24 protein-coding genes are annotated in these 23,022 nt (G+C 70.9%); 7 read left to right on the top strand and 17 right to left on the bottom strand.

Translation table 11 applies throughout. The features are described 5' to 3' along the window. Positions 1-2: 2 nt before the first annotated feature. The 10 genes from ACTOQ2_RS16725 to ACTOQ2_RS16680 form a co-directional block, all read right to left on the bottom strand. Positions 3-653, bottom strand: a complete 651-nt coding sequence (locus tag ACTOQ2_RS16725) for a PIG-L deacetylase family protein (RefSeq protein WP_440083966.1) — start codon at positions 651-653, stop codon at positions 3-5. Beyond that, a complete protein-coding gene (locus tag ACTOQ2_RS16720; RefSeq protein ID WP_440100455.1) occupies positions 650-1,507 on the bottom strand; it encodes a sugar phosphate nucleotidyltransferase in 858 nt (285 codons plus the stop codon). The genes ACTOQ2_RS16725 and ACTOQ2_RS16720 overlap by 4 nt, the downstream gene beginning before the upstream one ends. Beyond that, complete coding sequence (locus ACTOQ2_RS16715) at positions 1,504-2,757, bottom strand: class I SAM-dependent methyltransferase (protein ID WP_440100454.1); 1,254 nt, start codon at positions 2,755-2,757, stop codon at positions 1,504-1,506. Before ACTOQ2_RS16715 ends, ACTOQ2_RS16720 begins: the two co-directional genes overlap by 4 nt. A gap of 93 nt (positions 2,758-2,850) precedes the next feature. Next, the gene (gene rfbD, locus ACTOQ2_RS16710) at positions 2,851-3,708 is read right to left on the bottom strand and encodes a dTDP-4-dehydrorhamnose reductase (RefSeq protein WP_440100453.1); all 858 of its coding nucleotides are present in this window, start codon (positions 3,706-3,708) and stop codon (positions 2,851-2,853) included. After that, positions 3,705-4,838, bottom strand: a complete 1,134-nt coding sequence (rfbB, locus tag ACTOQ2_RS16705) for a dTDP-glucose 4,6-dehydratase (RefSeq protein ID WP_440100452.1) — start codon at positions 4,836-4,838, stop codon at positions 3,705-3,707. Before rfbB ends, rfbD begins: the two co-directional genes overlap by 4 nt. Beyond that, positions 4,835-5,902, bottom strand: coding sequence for a glucose-1-phosphate thymidylyltransferase (locus ACTOQ2_RS16700; RefSeq protein ID WP_440100451.1), 1,068 nt, complete (start codon positions 5,900-5,902; stop codon positions 4,835-4,837). Before ACTOQ2_RS16700 ends, rfbB begins: the two co-directional genes overlap by 4 nt. Next, positions 5,902-7,356, bottom strand: coding sequence for a sugar transferase (locus ACTOQ2_RS16695; protein ID WP_440100450.1), 1,455 nt, complete (start codon positions 7,354-7,356; stop codon positions 5,902-5,904). Before ACTOQ2_RS16695 ends, ACTOQ2_RS16700 begins: the two co-directional genes overlap by 1 nt. 243 nt (positions 7,357-7,599) lie before the next feature. Continuing rightward, the gene (locus tag ACTOQ2_RS16690) at positions 7,600-7,950 is read right to left on the bottom strand and encodes a hypothetical protein (protein ID WP_440083959.1); all 351 of its coding nucleotides are present in this window, start codon (positions 7,948-7,950) and stop codon (positions 7,600-7,602) included. Positions 7,951-8,008: 58 nt separating this feature from the next. Further along, on the bottom strand, positions 8,009-8,632 hold the full coding sequence (locus ACTOQ2_RS16685) for a GntR family transcriptional regulator (protein WP_440083958.1): 624 nt from the start codon (positions 8,630-8,632) through the stop codon (positions 8,009-8,011). After that, positions 8,629-9,630: a DMT family transporter gene (locus ACTOQ2_RS16680; RefSeq protein ID WP_440100449.1), complete on the bottom strand. Its 1,002-nt coding sequence runs from the start codon at positions 9,628-9,630 to the stop codon at positions 8,629-8,631. Before ACTOQ2_RS16680 ends, ACTOQ2_RS16685 begins: the two co-directional genes overlap by 4 nt. 255 nt (positions 9,631-9,885) lie before the next feature. Here ACTOQ2_RS16680 and ACTOQ2_RS16675 point away from each other — a divergent pair, with 255 nt between their 5' ends. Further along, the gene (locus ACTOQ2_RS16675; RefSeq protein WP_440068045.1) at positions 9,886-10,254 is read left to right on the top strand and encodes a barstar family protein; all 369 of its coding nucleotides are present in this window, start codon (positions 9,886-9,888) and stop codon (positions 10,252-10,254) included. On the opposite strand, the gene ACTOQ2_RS16670 is transcribed toward ACTOQ2_RS16675, so the two are convergent. Continuing rightward, on the bottom strand, positions 10,164-10,505 hold the full coding sequence (locus ACTOQ2_RS16670) for an SWIM zinc finger family protein (RefSeq protein ID WP_440100448.1): 342 nt from the start codon (positions 10,503-10,505) through the stop codon (positions 10,164-10,166). The genes ACTOQ2_RS16675 and ACTOQ2_RS16670 overlap by 91 nt on opposite strands. 241 nt (positions 10,506-10,746) lie before the next feature. Here ACTOQ2_RS16670 and ACTOQ2_RS16665 point away from each other — a divergent pair, with 241 nt between their 5' ends. Together ACTOQ2_RS16665 and ACTOQ2_RS16660 are read left to right on the top strand one after the other, a co-directional pair. After that, positions 10,747-12,762 (top strand): sensor histidine kinase, encoded by a 2,016-nt coding sequence (locus ACTOQ2_RS16665; protein WP_440100447.1) that lies wholly within the window; start codon positions 10,747-10,749, stop codon positions 12,760-12,762. After that, the gene (locus ACTOQ2_RS16660) at positions 12,759-13,181 is read left to right on the top strand and encodes a DUF742 domain-containing protein (RefSeq protein ID WP_440100446.1); all 423 of its coding nucleotides are present in this window, start codon (positions 12,759-12,761) and stop codon (positions 13,179-13,181) included. The genes ACTOQ2_RS16665 and ACTOQ2_RS16660 overlap by 4 nt, the downstream gene beginning before the upstream one ends. 12 nt (positions 13,182-13,193) lie before the next feature. Here the strand turns inward: ACTOQ2_RS16660 and ACTOQ2_RS16655 are convergent, their stop codons facing one another. Genes ACTOQ2_RS16655 through ACTOQ2_RS16645 form a run of 3 tightly spaced genes read right to left on the bottom strand, consistent with a single transcriptional unit; the run spans position 13,194 to position 14,318 of the window. After that, positions 13,194-13,685 carry a GNAT family N-acetyltransferase gene (locus tag ACTOQ2_RS16655; protein WP_440068040.1) on the bottom strand — a complete coding sequence of 164 codons (492 nt, stop codon included), beginning with the start codon at positions 13,683-13,685 and terminating at the stop codon, positions 13,194-13,196. 55 nt (positions 13,686-13,740) lie between these two features. After that, the gene (locus ACTOQ2_RS16650; RefSeq protein ID WP_440100445.1) at positions 13,741-13,863 is read right to left on the bottom strand and encodes a hypothetical protein; all 123 of its coding nucleotides are present in this window, start codon (positions 13,861-13,863) and stop codon (positions 13,741-13,743) included. Between the two features lie 32 nt (positions 13,864-13,895). Then, positions 13,896-14,318 (bottom strand): STAS domain-containing protein, encoded by a 423-nt coding sequence (locus tag ACTOQ2_RS16645; RefSeq protein WP_440100444.1) that lies wholly within the window; start codon positions 14,316-14,318, stop codon positions 13,896-13,898. Between the two features lie 229 nt (positions 14,319-14,547). Here ACTOQ2_RS16645 and ACTOQ2_RS16640 point away from each other — a divergent pair, with 229 nt between their 5' ends. After that, positions 14,548-14,865 (top strand): hypothetical protein, encoded by a 318-nt coding sequence (locus tag ACTOQ2_RS16640; RefSeq protein WP_362690354.1) that lies wholly within the window; start codon positions 14,548-14,550, stop codon positions 14,863-14,865. 57 nt (positions 14,866-14,922) lie between these two features. Here the strand turns inward: ACTOQ2_RS16640 and ACTOQ2_RS16635 are convergent, their stop codons facing one another. Both ACTOQ2_RS16635 and ACTOQ2_RS16630 read right to left on the bottom strand, forming a co-directional pair. Next, positions 14,923-15,900 (bottom strand): hypothetical protein, encoded by a 978-nt coding sequence (locus tag ACTOQ2_RS16635; protein ID WP_440100443.1) that lies wholly within the window; start codon positions 15,898-15,900, stop codon positions 14,923-14,925. Positions 15,901-16,134: 234 nt separating this feature from the next. Further along, positions 16,135-17,700: an alpha/beta hydrolase family protein gene (locus tag ACTOQ2_RS16630; protein WP_440100442.1), complete on the bottom strand. Its 1,566-nt coding sequence runs from the start codon at positions 17,698-17,700 to the stop codon at positions 16,135-16,137. Between the two features lie 78 nt (positions 17,701-17,778). On the opposite strand from ACTOQ2_RS16630, the gene ACTOQ2_RS16625 reads away from it, so the two are divergent. Both ACTOQ2_RS16625 and ACTOQ2_RS16620 read left to right on the top strand, forming a co-directional pair. Next, positions 17,779-18,342, top strand: coding sequence for an ArsR/SmtB family transcription factor (locus ACTOQ2_RS16625; protein ID WP_440068031.1), 564 nt, complete (start codon positions 17,779-17,781; stop codon positions 18,340-18,342). A 255-nt stretch (positions 18,343-18,597) separates the two neighbouring features. Continuing rightward, a complete protein-coding gene (locus ACTOQ2_RS16620) occupies positions 18,598-21,159 on the top strand; it encodes a discoidin domain-containing protein (protein ID WP_440100441.1) in 2,562 nt (853 codons plus the stop codon). A gap of 111 nt (positions 21,160-21,270) precedes the next feature. On the opposite strand, the gene ACTOQ2_RS16615 is transcribed toward ACTOQ2_RS16620, so the two are convergent. After that, complete coding sequence (locus ACTOQ2_RS16615) at positions 21,271-21,852, bottom strand: TetR/AcrR family transcriptional regulator (RefSeq protein ID WP_440100440.1); 582 nt, start codon at positions 21,850-21,852, stop codon at positions 21,271-21,273. Positions 21,853-22,036: 184 nt separating this feature from the next. Between ACTOQ2_RS16615 and ACTOQ2_RS16610 the strand changes: the two genes are divergently transcribed. Then, on the top strand, positions 22,037-22,981 hold the full coding sequence (locus ACTOQ2_RS16610; protein ID WP_440100439.1) for an SDR family NAD(P)-dependent oxidoreductase: 945 nt from the start codon (positions 22,037-22,039) through the stop codon (positions 22,979-22,981). Positions 22,982-23,022: the final 41 nt, after the last annotated feature.

Below are 23,022 nucleotides of genomic sequence, written 5' to 3'. Positions count from 1 at the left end.
GTTCAGCCTCCAGCCAGGTCGAAGATCAGCTTGTTGACGTGGAACGCCTCGGCGTAGCGGGCGTGGCACTCGATCCCGCGGATGCGGGCCAGCCCCAGGAACGCCTCGCGGTCGAACCAGGAGCGGTGACGCTGGGAGGGGTAGTGGCGGTGCAGCAGGCCCGCCTTCGCCTCGGCCACCTCGGGCGTGAGCGGCTGGTAGGCAGAGGGCCGCCCGAGGTCGCCGTCCCACTTGGCGATCTCGTAGCCGAGCACCTGGTGGTCGCGGAAGGCCGTGGGCACCAGCCTGGCCAGGCCCCGGTGGTCCTGGTGGGCGTCGGCGGGGTTCGGCGCGAGCAGCAGGTCGGGGTCGGTGCGCGCCCGCAGCTCCTCCACCGCCTCCTTCGCCTCCTCCCAGCGCGCGGGCAGCCGCCCGTCGGGCAGTTTGAGCACGGTGAGCCGCAGGTCGGCGCCGGGACAGAACGCGGCCAGCGCGGCGCGCTCCTCGTCCTCCCGCTCGGTCCCGCCGCCGGAGAGCACCAGGGCGTCCACCTGGACGCCGGGGCGCGCGGAGCAGAGGGTGAGCAGGCTGCCGCCCGCCCCGATGGCGAGGTCGTCGCAGTGCGCGGCGAGCAGCGCGATCCGGCCCGTTCCGGCCGGCCGGAACCGGATCATGCGACCGTCACCGCCGCGTGCCCTCCTCCGAGCACCGCCGCGGACCCGTACCCGGGTTCCTGTCCCGGCACCGGCGTCCGCTCGCGCTCCCACAGCGCCCACGGGCGGTCGCCGCGCGAGTAGGCCTCGTCGAGGGCCACCCGCTCCTTGACCGTGTCGGTGGGCCGCCAGTAGCCGCGGTGCGGGTAGGCGAGCAGCCTGCCGCGCTTGGCCAGCTCGGCACAGCCGTCCGCGACCAGGTCGCCGCCCTCCGGGATGTGGTCGAAGATCTCCTGGCGGAGCACGAAGTATCCGCCGTTGACCCAGAGCGGCATCTCGCTGACCGGCGTGATCCCGCCGACCGTGCCGCGCTCCCCCAGCTCGATGCAGTGGAAGGTGTCGGCGGGCGGCACCACCATCATCGACGCGGCCGCGCCCGACCGGGTGAAGCGGTCGACGATCTCCGGCAACGGCGCGTCGGTGAGCACGTCGGCGTAGTTGGCCAGGAACATCTCCTCGCCGTCCAGGTGGTCGCGGACCCGGCGCAGCCGCTCGCCGATCGGCGACGCGATCCCGGTCTGCACGAACGAGATCGACCACTCGGAGATGTCGGTGGACAGCAGCTCGACCCTGCCCCCGCGCAGGACGAAGTCGTTGGACGTCGTCTCCTGGTAGTTCAGGAAGAAGTCCTTGATGTGATGCGCGCCGTACCCCAGGCAGAGGACGAACTCGGTGTGCCCGAAGTGCGCGTAGTAGCGCATCACATGCCAGATGAGCGGCCGGGGCCCCACGAGCTGCATGGGCTTGGGCACGTCACCGGGGGTGCCGGCGCGCATCCTGGTGCCGTATCCGCCGCAGAAGAGGACGACCTTCACGGGTTCACCTCGACGATCTCCAGGTTGGGGATGGGGAAGACCAGCCGGCCTCCCCAGGCGTGCACGAAGGACAGCTGGCCGACGAGTTCCTCGCGGAGGTTCCACGGCAGGACCAGCACGTAGTCGGGCCGCTCCTCGGCGAGCCGCTCGGGCGGCAGGATCGGCACGCGCGTGCCGGGGGTGAACCTGCCGTGCTTGTACGGGTTGCGGTCGACGGTGAAGGGGAGCAGGTCGGGCCGGATGCCGCAGTGGTTGAGCAGGGTGTTGCCCTTGCCCGGCGCCCCGTAGCCCGCGACGGTCCTGCCCTCGCGGGCGGCGTCGAGCAGGAAGCCCAGCAGGTCCCGCCGCACCCGCGCCACCCGCTCGCCGAACTCGGCGTACCCGGACAGCTCGTGCAGGCCGGCCGCCTTCTCCGCGGCGAGCAGCGCGGCCACCCGCTCGCCCGGCTCGCCGAACTCGCCGAGCTTGCCGATGGCCTCCAGCGGCCTGGCCCACAGCCGGATCGAGCCCCCGTGCGTGGGCAGCGACTCGACGTCCACGAGGGCGAGCCCGCCGGTGGCCAGGGCGCGCTGGGCGGAGGCGACCGTGTAGTACTGGAAGTGCTCGTGGTAGATCGTGTCGTACTGGTTGTGCTCCATCAGGGTGAGCAGGTGCTGGACCTCGATGGAGACCCAGCCGTCGTCGGCCACCAGGGCGCGCAGCCCCCGGGTGAACCCGATGACGTCCGGGATGTGGGCGTAGACGTTGTTGGCCACCACCAGGTCGGCGGGCCCGTGCTCCGCGCGCACCGAGGCGCCGGTCTCCGGGTCGAGGAACGCCGTGAGGGTCGTCACCCCGGCCTCCCTGGCCGCCCGGCCGACGTTCTCCGACGGCTCGATCCCCAGGCACCGGATGCCCCGCTCGACGACGTGCCGCAGCAGGTACCCGTCGTTGCTGGCCACCTCGACCACGAACGACCCGGCCCCCAGCCCGAGCCGGTCGGCAGCCCCGCGCACGAACTCCCGCGCGTGCTCCACCCACGAGGTGGAGTACGAGGAGAAGTAGGCGTACTCGGTGAAGGTCTCCTCCGGCGTGATCATCGGCGGGATCTGCGCCAGCCAGCAGCCGGTACAGACCCGCAGGTGCAGCGGGTAGGTGACCTCGGGCTCCTCCAGCTGCCGCTCGGTGAGGAACCGCTCGCAGGGCGGTGTCGCCCCGAGGTCGACGACGCTGGCGAGGCTCGTCGAGCCGCACAGCCTGCAGGTTGTCATGGATGCGCTCCCTCGCCGCGTGACGCGGTCCGACGGTTCTCCGACTTGGTCGTTCTCATGTCCGGCTACCGGCTTCCGCCGGTCTCGTCCCCGCTAGCCCGCCGCGAGCACACGGGACTCCCTCAGCGCCTCTCGCCAGTGCCGCATCGGCGGCAGCCCGGCCGCGCGCCGGCTGTCGTGCCCGAGCACGCTGTACGCGGGCCGGGACGCGGGGCGCGGGAAGTCCTTGGAGGAGACCTCGGTCACCCGGGCGGGATCGGCGCCCAGCAGCGTGAAGACCTCCCTGGCCAGGCCGTACCAACTCGTGTGGCCCGAGTTGGTGGCGTGGTGGACGCCGGGCGGCGCCCCGCTCCCGGCCAGGTCGACGATCCTGGCGGCCAGGTCCCCGGCCCAGGTGGGCTGGCCGAACTGGTCGCCGACGACGTCGGGGGCCGCCCCCTCCCTCTCCAGGCGGGCCATCGTGCGGACGAAGTTGCGGCCGGTCGCGGCGTACAGCCAGGCGGTGCGCACCACGTAGCCGCCGCGCGGCAGCACCTCCAGCACGGCGCGCTCGCCCGCCAGTTTGGTCCTGCCGTACGCGTTGACCGGGCAGGGCCGCGCGTCCTCGGGGTAGGGGTCAAGCGCGGTGCCGTCGAAGACGTAGTCGCTGGAGGGCTGGATCATCCGCGCGCCGGCGCGCCCGCACGCCTCGGCGAGCGCGCGCACCCCGGTGCCGTTGACCGCGAGCGTCTCGTCCTCTCTCGTCTCCGCCTCGTCGACGGCGTTCCACCCGGCGCAGTTCACCACGACGTCGGGGCCGTGGGACGTGACCAGGCGGCGCACGGCGGAGGTGTCGCGAAGGTCCAGCTCCTGCCTGCCGAACGCGAGGACGGGCCGCCCCTCCGCGCGCAGGCGGGCCGTCAGTTCGGTCCCGAGCATGCCGGAGGCACCGATGATCATCCAGCGGGTCATCCGGTCTTCCCTCCCCGCCGTCCGCCCGCCGCACCGGCCGAGCCCCCCGCGTTCACCGCGTTCACCGCGCCCGCCGAACCGGACGAGCCGGCCGAACCCGCCGCGCCGGGTGCGCCGGGCGGGCTCGCCCCGCCCGGCGGCGAGCCGTCACCCGCCTCCTCCACGGCGACCTCCCACCAGCCGGGGTTGTCCTCGTACCAGCGGACCGTCTCCGCCAGGCCCTGCTCGAACGACACGGACGGCCGGTAGCCGAGCGCGCGGAGCCGGGAGTCGTCCAGGGAGTAACGGCGGTCGTGCCCCTTGCGGTCGGGGACGCGCTCGACCATGTCCCACCCGGCGCCGCAGGCCTCCAGGAGCCGGGCGGTGAGCTCGAGGTTGCTCAGCTCCGCCGTACCGCCGATGTGGTAGACCTCCCCGCACTCGCCGCGCTCGGCGACGAGGCGGATGCCCGCGCAGTGGTCGTCGACGTGGACCCAGTCGCGGACGTTGCCGCCGTCGCCGTAGAGCGGGACCCTGCGACCTCGCAGGAGGTGGGTGACGAAGCGCGGGATCAGCTTCTCCGGATGCTGGCGAGGACCGTAGTTGTTGCCGCAGCGCGTGATGGAGACCGGCAGGCCGTGGGTGACCGCGTACGCCTGGGCGACCATGTCTCCACTCGCCTTGGCCGCGGAGTAGGGCGAGCGCGGGCTGAGCGGCGAGCTCTCGTCCCAGGAACCGCTCTCGATCGACCCGTACACCTCGTCGGTCGAGACCTGCACCACCCGCGGGGTGCCCGCGTCCAGGCAGGCCTGCATCAGCGCCTGCGTGCCGAGGACGTTGGTTCGTACGAAGTCGGCGGCACCGTCGATCGACCGGTCGACGTGGGACTCGGCGGCGAAGTTGACGACGAGGTCGTGCCCGGGGACCAGGCCGGCCAGGAGCTCGCCGTCGCAGACGTCGCCGTACACGAAGTCGTGGGGTGTCCCCTCCAGGTTGGCCGGGTTTCCCGCGTAGGTGAGCTTGTCGAGGACCGTCACGGCGGCCCCGCTCGCGGCGAGCACGCGGGCGAAGTGGGAGCCGATGAATCCGGCGCCCCCGGTGACCAGGACCTTCGACGGGGTTGGGGTCGCCCCCCTGTCGGCTGCTGTCATGAACTTATCTGGACCTTGCTGTGATCGCCCAGCACGAGACGGTGGGCTCTGGGGGTGGTGGGGGCGGGGGTGACCTCGACGTCATGACCGATGAGGGACGCCTCGATCCGCGAGACTCCGGCGATCGATGATCTGGGCAGGACGATCGAGTACTCGATCTCGCTGCCGCTGATCGCGCAGCCTGCCGCGATCGAGGTGAAGGGGCCGATGTAGCTGTCCCGGATCCGGGTGCCGGGACCGATGATCGCGGGCCCGACGACGCGGGACCGCTCGATCGTGGCGCCCTTCTCGACGACCACCCGGCCGATCAGCTGGCTGGCGTCGTCGACCAGGCCGTCCACCCGGGGCTCCAGGGACTCCAGCACCAGCCGGTTGACCTCCAGCATGTCGGTGACGTTGCCGGTGTCCTTCCAGTAGCCGGAGATGACGGAGGACTCGACCCGCCGCCCGTCGGCGATCAGCCAGTGGACGGCGTCGGTGATCTCCAGTTCTCCTCGCCACGAGGGCTTGAGCTCGGCCACCGCCTCGTGGATCGCGGCGGTGAACAGGTAGACGCCGACCAGGGCGAGATCGCTCTTGGGGACGGGCGGCTTCTCCTCCAGCCCGATCACCCGGCCGGTGGCGTCGAGTTCGGCGACCCCGAACTGCCGGGGGTCCCCGACCCTGGTGAGCATGATGTGGGCGGCGGGCCGCTCGCGGGTGAAGCGTTCGACGACGTCGTCGATGCCGCCGACGATGAAGTTGTCGCCGAGATACATGACGAAGTCGTCGTCGCCGAGGTAGTCGCGGGCGACGAGCACCGCGTGGGCCAGGCCCAGCGGCGCCCGCTGGCGGATGTAGGTGACCTCCAGGCCGAACGCGCGGCCGTCGCCGACGGCCGCCTCGATCTCGGCGTGCGTGTCGCCCACGACGATCCCGATCTCTCGGACGCCCGCGGCGGCGATGTCCTCCAGCCCGTAGAAGAGGATGGGCTTGTTGGCGACGGGCACGAGTTGCTTGGCGGAGGTGTGGGTGATCGGCCGCAGCCGGGTGCCCGACCCTCCGGCGAGCACGAGTGCTTTCACTAGTAGGCCCCTTCTCCGCCGGTCACGGCGCTCCAGGTCTTCCAGAGGATCTGCAGGTCCAAAAAGAGCGACCAGTTCTCGACGTATCGGAGATCCAGGCGGACCGACTCCTCCCAGGTCAGGTCCGAGCGCCCGCTGACCTGCCACAGGCCGGTCATGCCGGGTTTCACGACCAGGCGGCGGCGCACGTCCGCGCCGTACTGCCTGACCTCGTCGGGGAGGGGCGGTCGCGGGCCGACGAGGGACATCTCCCCGCGCAGCACGTTGAGCAGCTGGGGCAGCTCGTCGACGGAGTATCGGCGCAGGAAGGCGCCCACGCGGGTGATCCTTGGATCGTTCCTAATCTTGAACAGGACGCCGTCGAACTCGTTCTCCCGCTCCAGGTCGATCTTGAGCTGCTCCGCGTCGACCACCATCGTGCGAAATTTCACGACGTGGAACTCCACGCCCCCCTTACCCACCCTGATCTGACGGAAGAGGGCGGGTCCCGGGCTCGTCGCGCGGATCAGCGCGGCGATCACCAGCATCGGCACGCCCAGTGCCAGGAGGGCCAGGCCCGCCCCCGTCCGGTCGAACAGGCTCTTCGCCAGCCGCCGGGCGCCGCGGAAGTCGGGGTGCTCGACGTGCAGGAGCGGCATGCCGGCGACCGGGCTGATGCTGATGCGCGGACCGGCCACGTCCATGAGGGCGGGCGCCACGAACAGGTCGGTACGGGCGTCCTCCAGGCCCCAGGCGAGCCTGCGCAGCGCCGCGCCGTCCAGTTCCGGGCAGGCCAGAACGGCGACGGCGTCGGCGCTGACCTCGGCCACCACCGCGGGGACGTCGGAGAAGCCGCCGAGGACCGGAACCCCGTCGACCTCCACCAGGTCGGGGCCCGCGGGCAGGCACGCGGCGACGACGGTCATGCCGTGGTGCGGCTGCCTGCGCAGCTGCATCACCAGGTCGAGCACCGACTCCCGGTGGCCGACGGCGACCACGTGGCGCATGTAGTCGCCGCGCGAGCGCCTGCGGTGCAGCCGCTTGCGCATCCGGTAACGGAAGAAGAGGGTGAGGACGAAAGCGAGCGGGAACATCGCCATGACAAAACTGCGGGCGATCGGAGTTTGCGTGATATACGCACCGATCGCGACCGCCGCCGTCAGACCGGCGGCGCCATTGAAAACCGCTCTGAATTCATCCGTCCCCTCACCGTGCGTGCGCTTGCGATAGGCGCCTCCGGACGCCAGGGCGAGCGGCCAGATCAGGGCGAGGCTCAGCCCGAGCAGGGCCTCCGTCAGAGGGATGAAGGCGCCGAACCACAGCCGGACCCCCAGAACGGTCTCGCAGGCGACCACGGAACATGCGACGTCTCCGGCAAGCAGAATACGGACATAGGAGCGCGTCCAAATGCTTGGAGCAGTGCGCGCAGGACCCTTGAGAAGCCCGAGGACGAGCTCCTCGGTTTCCACTCTCATACCACCCCGTCCCACCCAAGATGCCTGAACGCGACCGGCTAAGGGCCGCGCGTCTCATTCAATGGTTGACAGCATTCCCTTATGCATCAGGAGCGTGGATACCCAGGGAAATCCTAGTGATCACCAATGAGTAGGGGAATACCGGGCACTGTCCACTATTGGCCGAAGTACGGCAGAGACGGCATCTTGACGGAACGATCCAAACGTGTAAGTTTGACCGCCGTATTTGGAAATAATTAGAAATTAGTCGTATTCAAAATCCGGCAGAGCCGAAGGCGGTTCGGGGCTGCGCCACACGACGACGTAATCGTCGCGCGCGGACTCCACCGCCGCACCGAGCCGGTCGAGATCGAAATCCGGGAGATACCGGAGACGGGCGAGGAAGGTCGCGTCGGTCGCCGAGTGGGGCACCACGCACCCCTGGCCCTGCCGATCGAGAAGGATGTACAGGATGTCCGAGTCCGTGTCGCCCACTACCCGCACCTCGACGACGTCCTCCCACGCGAGGGCGTCAACGCTGCCGTCCGCGTAGTGACGGGTCACGCCTTCTTCGGTGACATATACGTAGGAGTCCGGCACTGAGTTGCCGTGCATGGCCGCGATTGTGACGACTTCAGGGCTCCGCGTGCAATAGAGCCATGCAAGTCGGTGCCTAATGATCGCCCCAGCTGTGATCGAGGTGCGCGGCGACCGCCTCCCTGGCGGCCTCCCCGGGACCCCGGCCGATCGCGTCGAGCAGGTCCCGGTGCTCGGCGACCAGCACGTGCCGGTCGGAGTAGACCGCGCGCAGCCTGACCAGGCCGAGCCTGGTCTCGGCGGCCAGCATGCCGTAGAGCCGTTCCAGGCGAGGGCTGCCCACCGCGACGACCAGCGCCTGGTGCAGGGCCATGTGCTCGGCCACCATCTCCGACCAGGGGGCGTCGGCGGGCAGCGCGGCCATCCGCGCCAACGCCGCGTCGGCCTCCCCGACCCGCCGCCCCGCCAGCGAGGTGGCCGTCAGTTCCTCCAGCGGGCGCCGGACGAACATCAGGTCGTCCAGGTCGGCCACGCTCACCTCGGCCACCTGGGCACTGCGGTGGCGCTCGCGCCTGAGCAGGCCCTCGTGCACGAGTACGGCGAGCGCCTCGCGGACGGTCGGGCGGGCCACCCCGTACAGGGCCGAGAGCTCCTGCTCCGGCAGCGTGGTGCCCGGCGGGATCTCGCCGGACAGCACCCGCCGGCGCAGGGCGTCGGCGAGCGCGCCGACGGCGGAGACGGGATGAAGCGGGAGGGTCACGCCGACGACCCTATTGCCCTCCGGTCCCGGCTTCCCCGATGGACGCGCTCGGGCAGGGAGACCGCGACCAGGCTGGCACCGAGCAGGACGAGCCCGGCGACCGAGGCGGGCGCGAGCCGCTCGCCGAGCACGACGACCCCGAGCAGGGCCGCCACCGCGGGCTCGGCCAGCGCGAGGGTGGCGGCGGTCGCGACCGGGGTCGTGCGCAGCCCCCTGCCGTACAGGAAGTAGGCCAGCGCGGTGGTGGCGCAGCCCAGGTAGAGAGCGGTGAGCAGGCCGCGCGGCTCGGCCAGCCAGCCGGTGCCCGTCCACAGCAGGACGGGCGCCATGACGACGGCGGCCCCGCCGAACATCAGCCCCATCACCGCGTCGGAGGGCGCCCCCGCGCCGATCGCCCGCGCCGCGGTGACCGCGTAGAACGCGTACAGCAGGCCGCCGAGCAGCGCGAGCAGGACACCGTCGGCCCGCACCTCGCCTCCCCCGCCGGTGAGCACGGCACAGCCGGCGATCGCCACCGCGGTCGCCCCCGCCCAGCGGCGGCCGGGCCACTCGCGGTCGAACAGCCAGGACAGCAGCCCGGTGAAGACGGGACCGCTGCCGATGGCGACCACGGTGCCGACGGCCACCCCGGTCCTGCCGACCGCGGCGAAGTAGCACAGCTGGTACGCGGCCACGGCCACCGCCGCCACCGCGAGCGGGCCCAGGCGCGTCCCGAGGCCGCGCCCCCGCTCCCGTTCCCGCCCTCCGGGAGAGCCCGCGGAAGAGCCCCCGAGAGAGCCCTCGGGGGGGCCTGCGGAAGAGCCCCCGGGGGAGCCCGTGGGGGAGCCTCCGGGCAGGAGCAGGAACCGCGCCGCGGGAGCGGTGACGACCGCGAGGACCAGTCCGCCGATCACCAGGCGGGCGGAGGCAAGGGAGACGGGATCGACCCCGCTGACGAGCAGGCCCGCGGTTCCCGCGGTCCCCCAGAGCACGGCGGCTCCGATCACAGCGATTTTCATGGGTCGATTGTAGGCAGATTGTATGACAACTAGACAATTCTGCAGGGAGTGTCCGGCCGGAGAGAGCGACGAAGACACGCCCGGCATCCCGTTTTCGCAGGTGGGCGCGCGGGTAGTTCGGCGAGGTGAGATGTCCGAGAGACAGCGCGAACCAGCAGGTCAGGGGGCACGGCCGATGGTGATCCAGGGTGTCGCCCGCGAGAACGACCGCATGGGCGCCCGCGGCGTGCCCACCGCCGGCGGACGGAGGCGAGGATGACCACGGTCTCCAGGGGAACGTTCCGCGAGGGGGCGGCCCGCGAGGTCGAGTCCATGATCGGGTCGGCCACGCCGCACCGGCTGGACGGGGTGAAGATCACCACTTCGGCCGAGGCGATGGACGCGATCGCCGAGGCCCTCGACCTGCCCGACCGTTTCGGGCACAACCTCGACGCGCTCTACGACGTGCTGACCGACCTGTCGTGGTTGCCGCCGGGAGAGCACCTGCTGATCTGGTCGGAGCCGTCGACGCTCCGGGCCGGGGACCGGCCGGCCTACGACGCGATCCGGACCGTTCTCGCCGAGGCGGTCGCCGACGGCGCGACCGGAGGGTCCTTCCTGTCGGTCCTGATCCTGACCGACTGAGCCGTCGCCACGCAGTGGGCGCAGAAGACGCCGTTCCTGCCCTCGGGACAGCTGCAGTGCCAGTGGAGGGTCCCGTCGACGAGCCGGAACTCGACACACGCGGCGCCGTCGTCGACCTCGGCGGTCACCCGCGGCGGGCTGAACCGGACCAGCTGCACCGCCCCCGCCCTCGCCAGCTCGCCACCACGGACCAGCGCCGCCTGGTCGGCGCGCTCGGCCTCGGTTCCGATCAGGTCCGCGATCTTCTGCATCGTCGACCCCCCTTCCCTCTAAGAGACGCACGCGAGGAGCCGATGGTTCCGAACGGACAGATCGCGATAAATAGTCTCAATATGGCTCACGTGCACGTCTGGTCCCACGTGACCCACATTGCTATGTTTGGCCATTGTTAACCACGCATCTCAAGGTGTGCGAGGTATTATGGCCAGCCGAAAATACTCAATCAGGGTAAAGATTTTTACCTTACTCCTGGTACCTATTATATCCCTTGTAGTGATTTGGGTATTTGCGGCCAACATCACGGTCCAAGATGGGCAGGAGCTACTCAAGATCCGTGGCGGTTACGAGCAGGTGGTCGTGCCCACCAGGAAGGTGACCACGGCGCTCCAGCACGAGCGGATGCTGTCACTGTCCGTCCTGGGGGACGTCGGCGTCTCGCGGAGGGAGCTGGACGCCCAGCGCCTGCGGACGAACGGTGCCAGAGCCGAGCTGGAACGGCTGACCACCGCGGCCCGCCCCGACATCGCCCCCGCCACCTGGGGACGCCTGAGCCGGCTCCTCGCCTCGCTGGACCGGCTCACCGAGATCCGCAGCGGGGTCGACACCCGTACCGAGACCCGGCTGCGGACCCTCGACGCCTACAGCGGGATCATCGCGGCCGCCTTCGACGCCTACGAGAAGATCCGGATATCCGCCGACGTCGAGCTGAGCGATCAGACGCGAGCCGTCGTCATGGTCGGGCGCAGCCGCGAGATGCTCAGCCAGCAGGCCGCGCTGATGTCCGGAGCCGTCGTCGAGGGGGCGATGAGCCCCGCGGAGCGCGCGAGGTTCGGCCAGCTGGTCACCGGCCGCAGGCTCCTGTACTCCCTGGGCTTCGACCAGCTCGACACCGAGTTCCAGTCCCTTTACACCCCCCTGCGCGACTCCTCCGACTACTCCTCGTTCGAGAGGATCGAGGACGCCGTCTCCGCCTCGGCCCTACCCGAGCCCTCCTGGGCCGGGATCGCCACGCGGCTCTCCGACGACTTCGACAAGCGCGCCGGGGACGTCAGCAGGCGCATCAGCGAGCGGTCCATGTCCCTCGCCGGCGACATCATGGTCCGGATCGGCCTGGCGGCGGGGCTCGGCCTGGTCGCGATCGGGCTGTCCGTCTTCGTCTCGGTACGGTTCGGCCGCAGGCTCGCCGGCGAGCTGGTCGGCCTCCAGCGGGCGGCCCTCGACCTCGCGGACAGGCGGCTGCCGGACGTGGTCCGGCGGCTCCGCCGGGGCGAGGACGTCTGCTCGGAGGCCCCCGAGATCAAGGTCGGCAGCACCGTCGAGATCACCGGGGTCGCCGAGGCGTTCTCCTCCGTGCAGCGGACCGCGGTCGAGGCGGCCGTCGGCCAGGCCCGGATGCGCAAGGGCGTCAACAAGGTCTTCGTGAACCTGGCCAGGCGCAGCCAGTCCCTGCTGTACCGGCAGCTGGCCATGCTGGAGGCCATGCAGAGGCGGGCCGGCGACCCGGCGACCCTTGAGGACCTCTTCGGCCTGGACCACCTGACCACCCGGATGCGCCGGCACTCCGAGGGCCTGATCATCCTGTCCGGCGCCGCTCCCGGCCGGGGGTGGCGGAACCCGGTCACGATCTACGACGTGGTCCGCGCCGCGGTCGAGGAGGTCGAGGACTACCCGCGCGTGACGATCGGCGTCCCGCACGGCCCGTCCGTGATCGGCGCGGTCGCCACCGACGTGATCCACCTGGTCGCCGAACTGGTCGAGAACGCCGCGATGTTCTCTCCCCCGCACACCTCCGTACGCGTCCACGGCGACCTGGTCGCCAAGGGCTACGCCATCGAGGTCGAGGACAGGGGCCTCGGCATCCCCGCCGAGGAGACGGCGCGGCTCAACGCGCTGCTGGCCGACCCGCCGGAGTTCGACCTGGCCGACAGCGACCGGCTCGGCCTGTTCGTCGTCGCGCAGCTCGCCGCCCGGCACGGCATCCGCGTCTCCCTGCGGCCCTCCCCCTTCGGCGGCACCACGGCGATCGTGATGCTCCCGGGCGAGTTGGTGGTCGAACCGGTCGATCCCCGGTTCACCTACTCGGTCGAGGTCGAACGGGTGCCCCCGGACGGCGGCCTGCCCAAACGGGTGCGCCAGACCGTACCCGCCGAGCGGACCGCCGCCGGAGTCCCGGGCACGGGGACCCGGGAGACCCGCGGGGGCGGGACGGGCGAGGGCCCCGTCCCGAGCGGCGTGTCCGGGACGCTCCGCGACGGACGGCGGCGCGCCGGGCAGGAGGGTGGACCGTGACAGCGGAGCGTTCGCTCGACCGACCCGACCGACCCGACCGACCCGACCGACCCGACCAGCCCGACCGGTTCGACCGGTTCGATCAGGAGTCCGGCCCGATCGTCCGCCCCTACACGGTGACCCGCGGCCGGACCAGGCCCGCGGGAGAGCATTTCGACCTGATGGCCGTGGTGGTGGCGGTCAGGACCCCCCGCCGGGAGCTACAGCCCGAGCACCTGTCGATCCTGGACGCCTGCCGCGCGCCGATCCCGGTCGTCGAGCTGGCCGCGCGGACCGGCCTGGCGGTCGGGGTGCTCCGGGTGCTCCTCGGCGACCTGCGCGGCAGCGGCCTGATCACCGTACGGCCCCCCGCGCCCCCGTCGGCGGTTCCCCGCGAGAGCCTGCTCCGCGACCTGCTCGCCGGTCTCAGAACCCTCTGATCCCCCTGCCGCTCAGTCGGTGGCCAGGCGGGCGTGCCGCTCCACGTCGTAGCGGACGCCCTGGTGGCTCAGCTTGGCCCGCTCGATTCCCTCGGGCAGGAATCCGGCCCTGGTGGCCACCGCGCAGGAGGCCTCGTTGCCGACCCGGTGCCCCAGCTCCAGGCGGAACAGCCCTCGTTCCCCGAACGCCCACTCGGCCATCATCCTGACGGCGGCCACGGCCACGCCCCGCCCCCTGGCGCGCGGGAGCGTCCAGTAGGAGACCCAGCCGGTGCCGTGCGCGTCGATGTTGCTCACCGCGACGTTGCCCACGACCTCGCCGTTGGACACCACGGCGAACGCCCGCGCGTCGTCGCGGAACCCCCAGACCCCCATCCACTCCAGCGCCGCCTGGGCGGTGTCGATGGGCCGGGCCGCCTGCTCCGCCATGTCCGGGGAGCTGAACGCGTCGAGCACGACCGACGTGTCGTCGGGCCGCCATCCGCGCAACTCCACTTCCGTCATCCGTGCAGGGTAACGCCCGGCGACCGGCCCGTGAAGTGCGCCGACGCCGGACCGCTCACCTTCCCCTGCCGGAGAACGGACCGGACAGCGCCGCCCACCGCAGCAGCATGATGGTCTTCGCGTCGTCGATCTCCCCTGAGGCGATCATGTCCAGGGCCTTCGCGAAGGGCGGTTCCACCGCGACGGCGGACGGAGAGGAGAGGCCTCGCCTCACCCCGGGTCGGCGGGAGGCGACGCGTCCGGGGCGGACGGAGACACCGCCGGAGGCTTCGCGTCCGGAGCGGAGGCGGCCACGGCCCGCAGCGACGCGGGGACATCGGGGTCGAGGGAGAACGCGCCCGCGAGGCCGGTGATCGTCAGGATCCGTTCCAGGACCCCGTGGACACCGGCCAGCCGCAGGCAGCCCCCCGCCGCGCCCGCGCGCCGCTGGAGTTCCAGCATGGTCCACAGACCGGTGGAATCGCAGAATCTCAGGCGGGCGACATCGAGGACGAGGTGGCGCGCCCCGTCGTCCAGCTGCGCGACCATGAGGTCGCGCAGCCGAGGGCTGGACAGCTTGTCCAACTCACCGGCGAGCGCGATCACCGAGGCGCCTTCGCACCTGCGGACCGAGAGATCAAGCCGCGTCGTCATCCTCCACAATCCTTACGCCGGTTGCACCGAGGCTATTTTAAAGATCTTGGTGAGAAGGCGCTCTCCGACCAACCGCAACACGCCCGTAAGCGAATCGCGCCCTGGACATGGGGACCGCCCCGGATCCGGCTCGCGGCTCCCCCGTTGGGAAGGCTCCCACGTCGGGAAATCGTCCACATCGGATCGGAGGTCACAGATAGATCTAGAACCTGCGGGGCACTCAGCAGCTATGAGCGACGATTCGGAGAGCCGCGACTTCACCGTGAAGGGGTTCGGAGACGAACTTTCGGGACGGCCCAAGACAATGGGAGAGATAGCCGTGAATCTGGCGGTCAGCGAATCACTCGCCAATCACGGCCACCACGCGCTGGTCAACGCCCACGAGGCGGCGGCGAGCAGCCACCAGCTCATGGCCGAGGCGGGTGTGGGCGATGTGGACGAGCATCTGGATCTGGCGCGATGGCACCGCTGGTGCGCCATCGTCGAGGATCAGCTGGCCGACGAGGCGGACCAACGAACTCCCGCCAGACGGAACAAGCACGACTGAACCCGGCGAGCACACCGGGAAACGGGGACGGGACGCCGCGAAGATCGGCCGTCCCGGCTACGCGGCGTTCCGGTTCACGTCCCACAGCCACCCGCCGTGGGAGGAGCAGACGCCCTGGAGCCCGCCCGACATGCTCACCTTGCCGTCGACGCACATGACCAGGTAGCCCCGCCCGTTGGGGAAGTTCTCGATGCAGGTGAAAACCTGGCAGGCGCCGTCCGCGGGCGGGTACACCTTGGTCCCCGCGGGACAGAACGTGAATCCGTAGGCGTTGGGAGGCGCGCCGCAGAGCGGGCCGGTCGGGGTCACGGAGGGCGGCGGTGAAAGGGGCGGCGGGGGAGGCGACGGGGGAACCGATGGGGGAACCCGCGTAAGTGTCGGCATGGGCGTGGCGGTGACCGTCGCGGTGGCGGTCGCGGTGACGGTCGCCGTCGCGGTGGCCGTCACTGTCGCGGTCGCGGTGGTGGTCACGGTGGTGGTCACGGTCTCGGTCACCGTGATCGTGGTGGTCACGGCCGGGGTGGTGGGCCGCACGGTGACGGTCACCCGGGGTGCGGGGGTCGTCCGCGCCGACGGTGTCGTCACGGAAACGGAGGAGCTGCCGCTTTTCTTGTAGGTGCCGGTACCGAGATACGTTTCGTGCCAGGCCGTCCGCCCGGCACTCACCGACAGGCCGGTCGTCACCGTCCGGCACTTCTTCTCCACGCAGACACGTTGTTTCACGGAGAACCGCTTGGCGGTTCCGTATCCGTTCGTCACCTGCACCCTGAGGTAGGACTTGCCGCCGACCCTCGTCACGGAGGTCTTGACCACCCGCTTGGCCGGCGTCGCGGGAGCGGCGTTCACCCCGCCGTTCACCAGTGCGGAAGCGCCGCTCGCCCCCTTGCCCGCCTCCAGGAAGCCTCTGATCGCCTCCCTGCCCGCGCTCGCGGTGGGACCTGTGGCGGAGCTCACGGCCGAGGCGGAGAAGGTGTCCCGGACGTCGATGGCACCCAGCCAGCCGATGACGGCGATCATGGTGCCAACGGCCGCCACGGACAATATAAAAATTCTCATACCACCACAAATGTCCTGTATGCCAGAATTGCTGTAGATAAATAATTTATCAGCACTTATATCACTTCCCTCCGTTGATTTCAGCCGAACGAGACTGCCCCGACGGCACGCCTTTCATCGCGGGAAGGCGCCCGGCCGGACACCCGCGAACGGCGCCCGGCGTACGGTCACCTTCGCGGGTGTGACCTGCCGGGCGCCACGACGGGCCTCGCGTCAAGGAAGCAACAACCCCCAGTAGAGGGCCCACGGAACGAACATCGCCCCGCCGGCGAGCAGGAGGCCGAGCCGTACCCCCTCCTCCCGCGGCACCGAGGCTCGGGCGCGACGCCAGGCCAGCCCGGTGAGGACCGCCGCGACCACGCAGGCCACCGCGCAGGCCTGCAGCACCAGCCAGAGCACCGGGCGCCCCGCCAGCACGGGCCCGGGAGCGGCCAGCTTGCCGCCGGTCATCACCAGGTAGAACAGGTAGAGGCACGATCCGAGGACCGCCGCGAGCCCCGTGGCGCCGAGCAGCCGCGCGGCCCGGGTCACCGGAGGTCGCGACCGGCCGCGAAGGCGCCGCACCAGCGCGATCACCGGGTAGGCGGTGAAGGCGACCAGGATCAGCAGCAGGACCGCGAGCTGGACCGGCGCCGACTCCCACGGGGCGGGAGGATCCACCGGCACGGTCCGCGAGGCCTGCACGGGAGCGGGCCCGGACGTTCCCGCCGCCGGCGGCCTGCCCGCCGTGACGTCGCCGACCCAGGAGCCGACGAGGTCCGCGTAGCCGGGGGCGAGTTCGGGCGACCGGGTGACGCCGCCGTCGGGACTCTGGTGGGCGGCATGGTCCGCACCGGGGAAGAAGCGGAACGTGTAGTGCTTGTTGCCCCCCTTCTCCAGCGCCCTGGCGAAGATCGGCGGGCTCTCCTCGGGCGGGGTCAGCAGGTCGTGGGTGCCCCAGATGCCGAGCACCGGCTGGCGTACCGCGGCGATCGTCGGCTCGGGGTCGTAGTACGGCTCGGGGAACATGCCGCCGTCGGCGATCGTCCGGTACAGGTTGAACTCGGCCCGGTCGATCAGCGATCCCGAGACCTCCGCCTTGCGCAGCCCGGCCGCCACGGCCCAGGTCTGCTGCCGCAGCGGCGGCAGTCCGTTGGCTCCCACGAGCACGACGAAGGCGATGTCGCTCGACCGTGCCGCCGCGATGGGGACCACCCAGCCGCCCTCGCTGAGTCCCCACATGCCGACCTTCACCGGGTCGACGCCCGGCTGGGAGCGGAGCACGGCCAGGGCGGCGAGCGCGTCGGCGGCGAGCAGCGAGTAGGACCGTTCGAAGAGCGAGTAGCCCACCGACCGCTTGTCGTAGATCAGCACGGACATTCCCTGACGGGCGAACGCGACGGCCTCGCCCATCAGCTTCTCGCGGGGCGTGCCGGTGCCCGCGCCGTGCACCAGGACCATGCCGGGACGCGCGGATCCCGCGCCGGTGGGCGAGATGACCGTGCCGCGCATGGGGAGGTCCCCGCCACCGCGGAAACCCACCTCCGTCGCCGCGAGGCCGGGCGGGACGCCGGGGAGTGCGGCGCTCGCCGGGGCCGTGGTGGTGAAAGCCGCGGCCGGGGTGACGAGGGCCGGGATGGTGGCGGCAGCCGCGGCCGGAGTGGCAGGAACGACAAGGGCCGAGGCGGTGGCGGGAGCCGCGGACGTGGCGGCGGCGGTCGCCGGAACCGCGAGCAGGCAGAGGGCGGTGGTGGCGACCATCGCCCGGAGTCCCGAGGAGATCGGGGGGATTCTTCTCATATACCGAAGCTACTCTGCAGAGAGTTCTCGGCAAAGCTTTGTCTGCAGATATCGTTCTGCAGGACTAGGCTGCTCCTCATGAAGGATGACGAGCCGTTCCTGCTCGACGACCCCGGGAAGCTCAAGGCGCTCGCCCACCCCATGCGGCGGCTCATGCTGCGCCATCTCAACGTGCACGGTCCCGCGACCTCCACCACGCTCGGCGAGCTGCTCGGCGCGAAGACCGGCACGACGAGCTACCACCTGCGCCAGCTGGAGAAGTACGGCTTCATCGAGGAGGTCCCCGAGCGCTCGACCGGCAGGGAGCGCTGGTGGCGCAAGGCCAGAGGGCCGCGTGACCTGCGGCTTCCCAGGCCCGAACAGCTCGCCCCCGAAGACCGTCCCGCGCTCGCCGAGTTCCACCGGGTCGGCATGGAAGAGGACCGCGAGCTGATCGAGCGGTTCCCCGAGGCCTACCTGCGCGATCCCGAGTGGGCCACCGGATCGCGCGGCCTGGGCCGGATGACCAAGGCCGAGTTCAAGGAGTTCTTCGAGGCCTACGTCGCGCTGCTGATGAAGTACAGCCCCCTGCCCGAGGACGCGTCCCCCGGTGCGCGCCCCATGCACATCCGGCTCTTCGCCATGCCCGCCGACGAGGACTGACGGCGCCCGCCCGGGCCCTGCCGCACAGGGGCCCGGGCCGGTCCTCTGTGCGGCAGGGCCCGCGCGCGGGCCCGCGGCCGGCGGGATCGCGGACCCTCCCGCAAAACGGCCGTTCATGACTTTTGACCCATTGACGCCATGTTTCCGACAAGTTAAATTAAGTGTAGAAATAAGGCGTTGATTTACCGTTCCCCGTAAGTCGCCCTTCACCTGCAGTTAGACCTTCCACCCCCCGGATCCGCAGTGGAGACATGCATGAGAGGTCTGTTCCGTCCTGCCGCCTTATGGACTGCCACGGCAGTCGCGGCAGCTTTACTCGCAGTACCGTCGACCCCCGCCTTCGCCGACACGTTGCTGTCGCAGGGCAAGACCGCGACGGCCTCGTCGTCCGAGAACGCCGGCACCGCCCCGGCCGCCGCGGTCGACGGCAACGCCGGCACCCGCTGGTCCAGTGCCGCCACCGACGCCCAGTGGCTCCAGGTGGACCTCGGCGCCTCGACCAGCATCAACAAGGTCGTGCTGAACTGGGAGGCCGCGTACGGCAGCGGATACAAGATCCAGGTCTCCACGGACGGAACCGCGTGGACGGACCTGAAGACCGTCACCGGCGGTGACGGCGGGATCGACACCTGGGACGTCACCGGCACCGGCCGGTACGTCCGGATGCAGGGGGTCACGCGGGCCACCGGCTACGGCTACTCCCTCTGGGAGTTCCAGGTCTTCGGCCCCGACGGCGGCCCCGGCCCCGGCGAGCCGTGCGGGACCACCAACGCCGCGCTGAACAAGACCTACAGCGCCTCCTCGGTCCAGGGCGCCGGGACCCCCGCGAGCGCTGCCTTCGACGGCAACAACGGGACCCGCTGGTCCAGCGTGGCCAGCGACCCGCAGTGGGTCCAGGTGGACCTCGGCTCGGCGCAGACCCTCTGCAAGATCGACCTGAGGTGGGAGGCCGCGTACGCGAGCACCTTCAAGCTCCAGGGATCGACCAACGGCACCACCTGGACCGACCTGAAGACCGTCACCGGCTCCACCGGCGGTGTCCAGTCGCATGACGTGACCGGCTCCGCCAGGTACGTCCGGATGCTGGGCAGCGCGCGGGGCACCGGCTACGGCTACTCACTGTGGGAGTTCGCGGTGTACACCACGTCGGACGGCCCCGGCCCCGAGATCCCCGGCGGCGGGCCGCTGGGCCCGAACGTCCACGTCTTCGACCCGTCGATGTCCAGCGCCACCATCCAGAGCCAGCTCGACGCGGTCTTCACCCAGCAGGAGTCGGCCCAGTTCGGCACCGGGCGCCACGCCTTCCTGTTCAAGCCGGGCACCTACAACGTGAACGCCAAGGTCGGCTTCTACACCTCGATCATCGGTCTGGGCCAGAACCCCGACGACGTCACCCTCAACGGCGTGACCGTCGACGCGGGCTGGTTCAACGGCAACGCGACCCAGAACTTCTGGCGCTCGACGGAGAACCTGTCGGTCCAGCCGCCCGGCGGCACCAACCAGTGGGCCGTCTCCCAGGCCGCGCCGTTCCGCCGCATGCACATCAAGGGCGCGCTGAACCTGGCCCCCACCGGCTACGGCTGGGCCAGCGGCGGCTACATCGCCGACAGCAAGATCGACGGTGCCGTCGGCCCGTACTCGCAGCAGCAGTGGTACACCCGTGACAGCTCCGTCGGCGGCTGGGTCAACGGCGTGTGGAACATGGTCTTCTCCGGGGTGCAGGGCGCTCCCGCGACCAACTTCCTCGACCAGTCCTACACCACGCTGGAGAACACCCCGATCAGCCGCGAGAAGCCGTACCTCTACGTGGACGGAGGCGGCGCCTACCGGGTGTTCGTCCCGGCCAAGCGGACCAACGCGCGCGGCGTGAGCTGGGCGAACGGTTCCACTCCCGGCACCTCGCTCCCGCTCGGCCAGTTCTTCGTCGCCAAGCCCGGCGACTCGGCCGCGACCATCAACGCCGCGCTCGGCCAGGGCCTGCACCTGCTGCTCACCCCCGGCATCTACCACCTCGACCAGCCGATCAACGTGACCCGCGCGAACACCGTGGTCCTCGGCCTCGGTCTCGCGACGATCATCCCGGGCGGCGGCTCCGCCGCGGTCAAGGTGGCCGACGTGGACGGCGTGAAGCTCGCCGGCTTCCTGGTCGACGCGGGCACGCAGAAGTCCGACGTGCTCATCGAGGTCGGCCCGCAGGGGTCGAGCGCGGACCACGCCGCCAACCCGACCAGCCTGCAGGACGTCTTCGTCCGCATCGGCGGCGCCTTCGCCGGCAACGCCACCACCAGCGTCGTCGTCAACAGCGACGACGTGATCATCGACCACACCTGGCTGTGGCGCGGTGACCACGGCGAGGGCATCGGCTGGAACGTCAACACCGCCGAGACCGGCCTCATCGTCAACGGCGACGACGTCCTGGCCACCGGCCTGTTCGTCGAGCACTACCGCAAGTACGACGTCGAGTGGTACGGCGAGCGCGGCCGGACGATCTTCTTCCAGAACGAGAAGGCGTACGACCCGCCGAACCAGGCGGCCTACATGAACGGCACCACCAAGGGGTGGGCGGCCTACAAGGTCGGCCCCGCGGTCGACACCCACGAGGGCTGGGGACTCGGCAGCTACGTCTACTTCAACGTCGACCCGACGATCGAGGTGGAGAACGCGTTCGAGACTCCGGTGAAGCCGGGCGTGAAGTTCCACAGCCTGCTCACCGTCTCCCTCGGTGGCAACGGCCGGATCAACCATGTGATCAACGGTGTGGGCGGTCCCGCCTTCGGCACCGCGACGATCCCGTCCAAGCTCGTCTCCTACCCCTGAGGTCCTGAGCCCGCCTGATCAGCGGTGGTCACAGCGCTCTCCCCGCTGATCAGGCGTTCTACCCCACGCCGTGGGTCTCCGCCGCCGCGGAGGCCCACGGCCTCGCCGTTCTCAGGGGGCGGTGGCGCGGTAGCGCAGGCCGTCCATCAGCAGGTCGAGCAGGCGGCGGGCCTGGTCGCGCTGCGCGGGCTCCCCCGCGGCGAGGGACACACCGCCCATGCTCGCGAGCACGTCGACCGGATCGACGTCCGAGCGCACGGTCCCGGCGGCAGCACCCGCCTGGAGCAGCGTCGTCATCGCCTCGACCAGGCGGTCTCGACTCTGCGCGTACGGATTCCCGCCGGACGCGATGACCGCGCGCAACGCGTCGGCCATGCCGCGCTTGGTCGTCATGTAGTCGACGAAGCGGTCCATCCAGGTGCGCGTCGCCTCGTCCGGCGGCATCGCCCCCAGCAGGTCCGGCACGACGTCGCACAGCCTGTTCAGCTCGCTGCGGTACGCCTCCTCGATGAGCGCCTCGCGGGTGGGGAAATGGCGGTAGAGCGTGCCGATGCCGACGCCCGCGGCCTTCGCGATCGCGTCGAGCGTCACGTCCGGTCCGTCGTGGGAGAACGCGCGCACGGCGACCTCCAGCAGCCGTTCGCGGTTGCGCCGCGCGTCGGCGCGCAACGGTCGGGGGCCGGTGGCCGACACGGTTTCTCCTCGTCAGTCCCTGCGGACGTGGTAGCCGGCGCGCTGGACGCCGGGGGGTGACTTGCTAAGCGGAGGAAACTCCGCTTACAGTGGTTCGTAGTGGAGGGTCCTCCGTTTTCACATCGTACCGGCCGGATCCCCCCTTCGCACAGCCGAGCACATCGCCGACAGGACAGGCACGATCATGACTGAGACCGCACGTATCAGCACCCCGTTCACCGCCGTGTCCACCGCCGCCGAGGTCGTGGACGGCATCGACCTCACCGGCCGCCGCGCCGTCGTGACCGGTGGAGCGTCCGGCATCGGCATCGAGACGGCGCGGGCGCTCGCCGGGGCGGGCGCGGAGGTGACGCTGGCGGTACGCGACCTCGGCGCCGGAGAGCGCACCGCGAACGACATCATCGCGACCACCGGCAACAAGCAGGTCCTCGTCGCACCGCTGGACCTCGCCGACCAGGCGTCCGTGGCGGCGTTCACGGCCGCGTGGGACGGCCCGCTGCACATCCTCGTCAACAACGCCGGCGTCATGGCGTCGCCCGAGACGCGCACCCCGGAGGGCTGGGAGCTGCAGTTCGCCACCAACCACCTCGGCCACTTCGCGCTCGCCACCAGGCTGCACCGGGCACTCGCGGCGGCCGGCGGCGCCCGCGTCGTGTCGGTCAGTTCGAGCGCGCACCTGCGCTCGCCGGTCGTCTTCGACGACATCCACTTCAGGGAGCGCGCGTACGAGCCGTGGTCCGCGTACGGGCAGTCCAAGACGGCCAACGTGCTGTTCGGGGTCGAGGCGACGAGGCGCTGGGAGAGCGACGGCATCACCGTCAACGCGCTCATGCCCGGCGGCATCCGGACCAACCTGCAGCGGCACGTCTCCCAGGAGGAGCTCGACCGGGCGATCGCGGCGGCCGCCGACTCGGGCATCACGTGGAAGACGCCCGAGCAGGGTGCCGCCACGTCCGTGCTGGTCGCGACGTCGCCGCTGCTCGAAGGCGTCGGCGGGCGCTACTTCGAGGACTGCAACGAGGCGGGCCCGAACCTGCCGGGCACCCGCACCGGGGTCGCCGCGTACGCCCTCGACCCCGAGGCGGCCGCCCGTCTCTGGCAGGTGTCCGTCGAGACGCTCGCCCCGTGATCAGCGCTTGACCGTCACGACATATCCATGTACCAATGACA

It is taken from the genome of Streptosporangium sp. H16 (assembly GCF_051918855.1).
Lineage (GTDB): Bacteria > Actinomycetota > Actinomycetes > Streptosporangiales > Streptosporangiaceae > Streptosporangium.
This window is presented reverse-complemented; position numbering and strand designations above follow the sequence as displayed.